The organism is Photorhabdus akhurstii (assembly GCF_018448925.1).
Classification (GTDB): Bacteria; Pseudomonadota; Gammaproteobacteria; order Enterobacterales; family Enterobacteriaceae; genus Photorhabdus; species Photorhabdus akhurstii.
The window spans coordinates 1-1,328 of sequence record NZ_RCWE01000085.1; the positions used below are offsets into that span (position 1 = coordinate 1).

Annotated in this window: 1 protein-coding gene; it reads left to right on the forward strand. The window is 59.2% G+C overall.

Going from position 1 to position 1,328, the window contains the following annotated elements; translation table 11 throughout:
* Positions 1-1,328, forward strand: a 1,328-nt coding sequence (locus EAE93_RS23825) for a type VI secretion system Vgr family protein (protein ID WP_214040720.1), incomplete at both ends; no start/stop codon positions are given.

Here is a 1,328-nt window from a genome sequence, read left to right on the forward strand (position 1 = left end):
GTGGCGCCGAACTGGAGGTATTCAGCTTCACCGGCGAAGAGCGCCTGTGCGCGCCCTATTGCTACACCATTGATTTCACCAGCCCGACCCGGGATATCGACCCGGCGGTGATGCTCAACAAATCCGCTACGTTTATCTTGCAGGCGCCGGAAAACCCGGCACAGGTGCGTAAAGTGCACGGCGTCATCACCCGTTTTAACCGGATTGCCGCCTCGGCGGATGAAACGCGCTATCAGGTCTGTCTGGAGCCTTATCTGGCATTGCTGCGCCACACCCGCCGCAGTGGGATTTACCAGCACCAGTCGGTGCCGGAGATTGTGGAAAAGGTTCTGCGCGACCGACACGAATTTCGCGGGCAGGATTTCCTGTTCACGCTGGCGCGGGAATACCCCAAGCGGGAACTGGTGGTGCAGTGGCAGGAGAGCGATCTGGACTTTATCCAGCGCATTCTGGCGGAAGTGGGGATCTGGTATCGCTTCGAGATGGACAGCCGTCTGGGGATTGAAGTGGTGCGGTTTGGGGATAACCAGCGCAACTATCAGTACGACGTGCGCTTGCCGTTACGTGACCCGGCGGGCATGAATCATAGCGACCATGATTCGGTGTGGGACTTGCACGTTGAGCATCAGGTGGTGACGCAAGGCGTGAAAGTGCGGGACTACAACTATCGAGAAGCGGGGAACGACCTGCAATATCAGATCCGCCGGGATCGGGATGCCACGATGGTCGGTGAAGTCTATCGCTATGGCGATAACTTTCTTGAGAAGGGAGACCAGATCCAACCGGCGCCGGAAACGGCGGGATTCTACGCCCGTTTGCACCATGAGCGCGACCTGTACCGGCAGCACCTTGTCAGCGGCAAAAGTTCCTCCCCGGAGTTGGTCCCCGGCTTAGTGCTGGAGCTTGATGGAGAGAGACCGGCCGCGGTGGGAAAAGCGGGGGTGCTGATTGTCTCTATGCACAGCAGCGCCCGGCGTGACAGCAACTATCTGGTCAGTTTTAGCGGCATTCCGTACAGCGAAGTGTTGAGCTACCGGCCGGAGTTGCGAGCGCGGCCGGTGATTGCCGGTACCATTCCGGCACGGGTGACCAGCGACTGGCCGAACGACGCTTACGGCCATATCGACACCACGGGCCGTTACCGCGTCAAATTTGATTTTGATTTGGATGAGTGGCCGTCAGGCAGAGAAAGCCTGCGGGTACGTTTAGCCCGCCCGTACGCCGGTAAAACGCACGGTTTTCACTGGCCGTTGATTCAGGGGACCGAAGTGGCGATCGCGTTTGAGCAGGGCAACCCGGATCGGCCCTACATCGCCCATGCGTTGCAT